This window comes from Mesorhizobium sp., from assembly GCF_004962925.1.
Lineage (GTDB): Bacteria > Pseudomonadota > Alphaproteobacteria > Rhizobiales > Rhizobiaceae > Mesorhizobium.
In genome coordinates this window covers 1-4909 of sequence record NZ_SUEO01000321.1, presented here as the reverse complement: position 1 = coordinate 4909, position 4909 = coordinate 1, and the positions used below count along the sequence as shown (strand labels likewise).

Sequence of the window (4909 nt, the reverse complement as noted above, 5' to 3'; positions counted from 1 at the left end):
GGCTTGACGTTTCCGGGCCGCTCTGCGGTTTCGAAGTGTTCGTCGACGCCGTGCCCGAGCCGAAGGCCAAGCCGACGCGGACAAAGCCGAAGCTCGAACTGTCCGCCTTCCAGGCGGTCAAGCGCGATTTCGCCTTCGTCGTCGACAAGGCGGTCGAAGCCGGCACGCTGACCCGTGCCGCCCTTGCCGCCGACAAGAAGCTGATCACCAACGTCTCGGTCTTCGATGTTTTCGAAGGCGCCGCGCTGGGTGCTGCCAAGAAATCGATCGCCATCGAGGTGTCGATCCAGCCGGTGGAGAAGACGCTGACCGACGAGGATTTCGAAGCGCTGGCAAAGCGCATCGTCGACAACGTGAACAAGCAGACCGGCGGCGTGCTGCGGGCATAGATTGGAAACAAGAAGGGGCGCCGGAGCGCCCCTTCGAGTTTTCATCCAGTCCGGCGTTTATCCGTTGACCAGCGCCAGCGCCGCTTCGGTGTAGCGCTTGCCGACCACCTTTTCCGGCGACAGCGCGTCGCCGATGGCCGCCACCTCGGTTTGGCTCAGCGCAATCTGTGCCGCTGCCGTGTTCTGCTCCAGATGGCGGATCTTGCGGGCGCCGGGGATCGGCACGATGAAATCGCCCTGGTGCAGCACCCAGGCGAGCGCCAGCTGCGCCGCCGTCACGCCCTTCTCTGCCGCCATTGTCTCCAGCGTGGCGACAACAGCCGCATTGGCCGCCATGGCGTCGGCCTGGAAACGCGGCAGGGTGAGGCGCCAATCGCCAGCGCTGAGAGCCTCTGGCTTGGCGATCGTGCCGGTCAGCAGGCCGCGGCCGAGCGGGCTGTAGGGAACAAAGCCGATGCCGAGCTCGCGGCAGACGGCAAACACCTCTTCTTCCGGGTCGCGGCTCCATAGCGAATATTCGCTCTGCACGGCTGATATCGGATGCACGGCATGTGCCCGGCGAATGGTCGCCGCACTCGCCTCTGACAAGCCGAGCGCGCGCACCTTGCCTTCGCGAACCAGCTCGGCCATGGCGCCGACCGTATCCTCGATCGGCACATTGGGATCGACGCGATGCTGGTAGTACAGGTCGATCACCTCGGTGCCCAGCCGCTTCAATGAGGCTTCGGCGACCGCCTTGACGTGTTCGGGACGGCTGTCGACGCCTGCCATGCGCTCGACGCCATTGCCTTCTTCCAGGATCTTGAAGCCGAATTTTGTCGCGATCGTCACCTGATCGCGCACTGGCTTCAACGCCTTGCCGAGCAGGATCTCGTTCTCGTAGGGGCCGTAGACCTCGGCCGTGTCGAAGAAGTTGACACCGATCTCGACGGCTCGGCGCAGTGTGGCGATCGCGTCGGCCTCTTCCTGGCCGCCATAGACGAAGCTCATCCCCATGCAGCCGAGGCCGACCGGATAGACGTCAAGTTCATTTCCAAGCTTGCGGGTTTGCATCACGCGTCTCCTTGTTGTGATGCGGCGGAAATAGCGCCTTGCACCGCGTTCGATAATCATCTCTCATTTGCACGGGCTGTTCGAAAGAATAGATCAATGAACCGAACTCACCTCTCACAGCTTGCAGTGTTGGCAACCGTCGCCCAGTGCGGCAGCTTCCGTGGCGCCGCAAGGGAACTGGCCATCGCGCCATCGGCGGTCAGCCATGCTGTGTCCAGCCTGGAAGCGCGTCTTGGCGTGCGGCTCCTGGCGCGCAGCACGCGTAGCGTCGCCCCGACCGAGGAAGGCGCCCAGCTGCTCGAGCGGCTGAGGCCGGCGCTATCGGAGATCGACCTCGCCCTGGAATCGGCGGTCGAGGCGCGCGACCGCCCTGCCGGCAATCTCAGGCTGACCGTGCCGCGCACCGCAGCCCACTTGGCGCTGACGCCGCGGCTCGGCGCCTTTGCATCGGCCTATCCGGACATCGTGCTGGAGATCGTCATCGAGGATCGCTTCACCGATGTGGTCGAAGGCGGCTTCGACGCCGGCGTCCGGCTCGGCGAGAGCCTGCAGCGCGACATGATCGCGGTGCGCATCGGGCCAAACCTTCGCGGCGCCGTCGTCGGCGCGCCATCCTATTTCGCGACCATGCCCAGACCGCGCCATCCGCACGATCTTGCCGGTCACCGTTGCATTCGCTTCCGCTTTTCCAGCGGCATCCTCTATCGCTGGGAATTCGAGAAGGACGGCGAGGAGACCGAGATGGCGGTGCAGGGGCCACTGATCCTCGACGAGGACCATCTGATCGCCAATGCAGCGGTCGACGGCGCCGGCCTTGCCTTCCTGTTCGAGGATTATGTTCGTGATGCCATCACCGACGGCCGACTCATTCGCGTGCTGGAGGACTGGTGTCCGCCCTTCGACGGTTTCTTCGTCTACTATCCGAGCCGTCGCCAGATGCGGCCGGCGCTCAGGGCCTTCGTCGATTTCTTCAAGATAGCCGGATGAAAGCCGGGCTCGCCGGCGTTCACCGACCATGCCGGCATTGATCACAAACGACACCACCCGCTATGGCTGGGCGGCAATCGTCCTTCACTGGCTGATCGCGGCGATCTTCATCGGCCAGTTTGTGCTCGGCTTCGTCATGATGCGGGTGTCCAGCCAGCGCACCGCCTTCGAGCTGATCCAGCTGCACAAATCCCTGGGCTTTCTGCTGCTTGGCCTGGTGATCCTGCGCATCGCCTGGCGGCTCGGCAATGCGGTGCCGGCGCTGCCGCGCTCGGTCGCAAGCCTCGAGCGCCGGATAGCGCCGCTCGTCCATTTTGCGCTCTACGTGTTTCAGCTTGCGCTGCCTCTGTCGGGCTGGGCGCTGGTATCGGTGTCGATGCTGGAGATCCCGAGCGTGCCGTTCAACCTGTTCGTCATGCCGGACCTGCCACTCGCGGAATCGGACACGGCCGAAAGCTTCTGGATCTCGGCGCATTGGTATCTAGCCTATGCCGGCATCGGACTTGTCGCCCTGCATATCGCCGCGGCGCTGCGCCATCATTTCTGGCTGAAGGACGTAGTGCTGACGCGCATGATCACGCCTTCGTCAAATCACGAGGCGGAATAGAGCTGGCGGCTCATTCGTTGATGGGGCGAGGACGCTAGAAAGCGTTGCCTGCAAGAAAAGGATCAATCCCATGTATGCGCGCATCCTCGGATTTGCGGCGATTGCCGTTTGCCTTGCCATACCTGTCTTCGCTGCGGTCGCGCTCAGCGACGCTGCCGGCAGCTACACGATCAGCCCGGCCGCTTCCAGCATCCGTTTCTCCATCGGCAAGGCCGGCGGCGGCGGGCTCGACGGCGCCTTTGCCCGTTTCAAGGGCAGCATCCGCATCGACAACAGCGATGTCGGGCGCTCCCGGGTCAACATCACCATCTTTCCCGAAAGTGTCGGCACCGGCCAAAGCCGCGTCGACGCCTTCCTTCGCTCGGACGCGGTGTTCGACGCCGCCAACAACCCGGAAATCCAGTTCCGCTCGACCAGCGTCAAACGCATCGGCGACACCACTGCTCTCATCACCGGCCGGCTGACGGCGCGCGGCAAGACCTTCCCGGAAAAATTCACGGCCGAGCTCGGCGGCCTCAAGTCGGGCAGGATAAGATTCCATGTCACCGGCAAGGTGCTGCGGTCGCGCTACGGCATGGATGTCGGCACGCCGATCTATTCGAACGTCGTCAACTTTGACATGACGCTGACGGGTAAAAGGAGCTGAGCGACCGCAGAGCCCAAGCTGCGGGGGGAGCCGTACTTCGCCGCCATGCTCCCGCATTGGCTTTTCCCCGGATTTCGGGCAAACCTCCATTCCTGCAATCGAGAGGGAGAAGCCGGATGTTCCGATGGGGTGTTTTGTCGACGGCCAAGATCGGCCGCGAGCATCTTTTGCCTGCAATAGTCGAGGCGGAGAACGGCGTGCTGTCGGCGATCGCCAGCCGCGACCTGTCGAAAGCCCGTGCCCTGGCCGATCGTTTCGGTGCGCCCTATGCCTTCGGCTCCTATGACGAGTTGCTCGCATCCAAGGACATCGACGGCGTCTACATCCCGCTGCCGACCGCGCAGCATGTCGAATGGACCGCCAAGGCGATTCAAGCCGGCAAGCATGTTCTGGTCGAAAAGCCGCTGGCGCTCGATGCCAAGGACATTCCGCCGCTGATCAAGCTGCGCGATGCCAATAACGTGCTGGTCTGCGAAGCCTTCATGGTCGTCTACCACCCGCAATGGATCAAGGTGCGCGAGCTGATCGCCAACGGTGCCATCGGCCGGCTGCGCCATGTCCAGGGCGCGTTTTCCTACTACAATGTCGATCCCGCCAACATGCGAAACCAGCTAGACCTCGGCGGCGGCGCGCTGCCCGACATCGGCGTCTACCCGACGGTGTCGACACGCTTTTCGACGGGCAAGGAGCCCCTGCGCGTCCAGGCGACGATCGAGCGCGACAAGACGTTCGGCACCGACATCTACTCCTCAATCCGCGCCGATTTCGGCGACTTCGAACTGTCGTTCTATCTGTCGACGCAGATGGCAGCGCGGCAGGTGATGGTGTTCCATGGCGAGAAGGGTTTCATCGAGGTGCTTTCGCCGTTCAACGCCGGAATCTACGATCATCATCGCATCGAGCTGCACAACCAGAACCACAGCGAGGCGCAAGTGTTCCGCTTCCCCGGCATGCAGCAATACCGGCTGGAGGTCGAGGCCTTCGCGCGGGCGGCACAGGGCGGCAAGGAGCGCGTCTTCACGCTGGAAGAGTCCGTGCTCAACCAGAAGGTGATCGACGCCATCTTCCGCGCTGGCGAAAAGGAAGGCTGGGAGACGGTCTGACAACTAAGCAGGTTCCGCAAAGTGCCCCACGGTTTTGCGACAAGAACCTGCGACAAACCAAAGAATCAAAGCCGGCGAGGAAAACCCCGGGGGAGGAGAAATGGCTGACGATGCGGATGTGATC

The 4909-nt window shown here is 63.2% G+C and carries 5 protein-coding genes and 1 pseudogene; 5 read left to right on the top strand and 1 reads right to left on the bottom strand.

What is annotated here, in order from left to right; all coding sequences use genetic code 11:
- Nucleotides 1-389: pseudogene (locus E5W87_RS33880) on the top strand (phenylalanine--tRNA ligase subunit beta); the annotation flags it as partial.
- A 57-nt stretch (nt 390-446) separates the two neighbouring features.
- Here E5W87_RS33880 and E5W87_RS33875 read toward each other — a convergent pair.
- Nucleotides 447-1442, bottom strand: coding sequence for an aldo/keto reductase (locus E5W87_RS33875; protein ID WP_292407822.1), 996 nt, complete (start codon nt 1440-1442; stop codon nt 447-449).
- Nucleotides 1443-1538: 96 nt separating this feature from the next.
- Between E5W87_RS33875 and E5W87_RS33870 the strand changes: the two genes are divergently transcribed.
- The 4 genes from E5W87_RS33870 to E5W87_RS33855 all read left to right on the top strand — a co-directional run bounded on the left by E5W87_RS33870 (nt 1539) and on the right by E5W87_RS33855 (nt 4785).
- Nucleotides 1539-2429, top strand: a complete 891-nt coding sequence (locus tag E5W87_RS33870; RefSeq protein ID WP_292407820.1) for a LysR family transcriptional regulator — start codon at nt 1539-1541, stop codon at nt 2427-2429.
- 28 nt (nt 2430-2457) lie between these two features.
- Nucleotides 2458-3036, top strand: coding sequence for a cytochrome b (locus E5W87_RS33865; RefSeq protein WP_292407818.1), 579 nt, complete (start codon nt 2458-2460; stop codon nt 3034-3036).
- 70 nt (nt 3037-3106) lie between these two features.
- A complete protein-coding gene (locus E5W87_RS33860) occupies nt 3107-3682 on the top strand; it encodes a YceI family protein (RefSeq protein WP_292407816.1) in 576 nt (191 codons plus the stop codon).
- 116 nt (nt 3683-3798) lie between these two features.
- A complete protein-coding gene (locus tag E5W87_RS33855) occupies nt 3799-4785 on the top strand; it encodes a Gfo/Idh/MocA family oxidoreductase (protein ID WP_292407814.1) in 987 nt (328 codons plus the stop codon).
- Nucleotides 4786-4909 lie beyond the last annotated feature (124 nt).

Bases quoted from the DNA above. Each gene is read 5' to 3' on its own strand.
- E5W87_RS33865 (WP_292407818.1), top strand. From the start codon at position 2,458: ATGCCGGCATTGATCACAAACGACACCACCCGCTATGGCTGGGCGGCA.
- E5W87_RS33855 (WP_292407814.1), top strand. From the start codon at position 3,799: ATGTTCCGATGGGGTGTTTTGTCGACGGCCAAGATCGGCCGCGAGCAT.
- E5W87_RS33870 (WP_292407820.1), top strand. From the start codon at position 1,539: ATGAACCGAACTCACCTCTCACAGCTTGCAGTGTTGGCAACCGTCGCC.
- E5W87_RS33860 (WP_292407816.1), top strand. From the start codon at position 3,107: ATGTATGCGCGCATCCTCGGATTTGCGGCGATTGCCGTTTGCCTTGCC.
- E5W87_RS33875 (WP_292407822.1), bottom strand. From the start codon at position 1,442: ATGCAAACCCGCAAGCTTGGAAATGAACTTGACGTCTATCCGGTCGGC.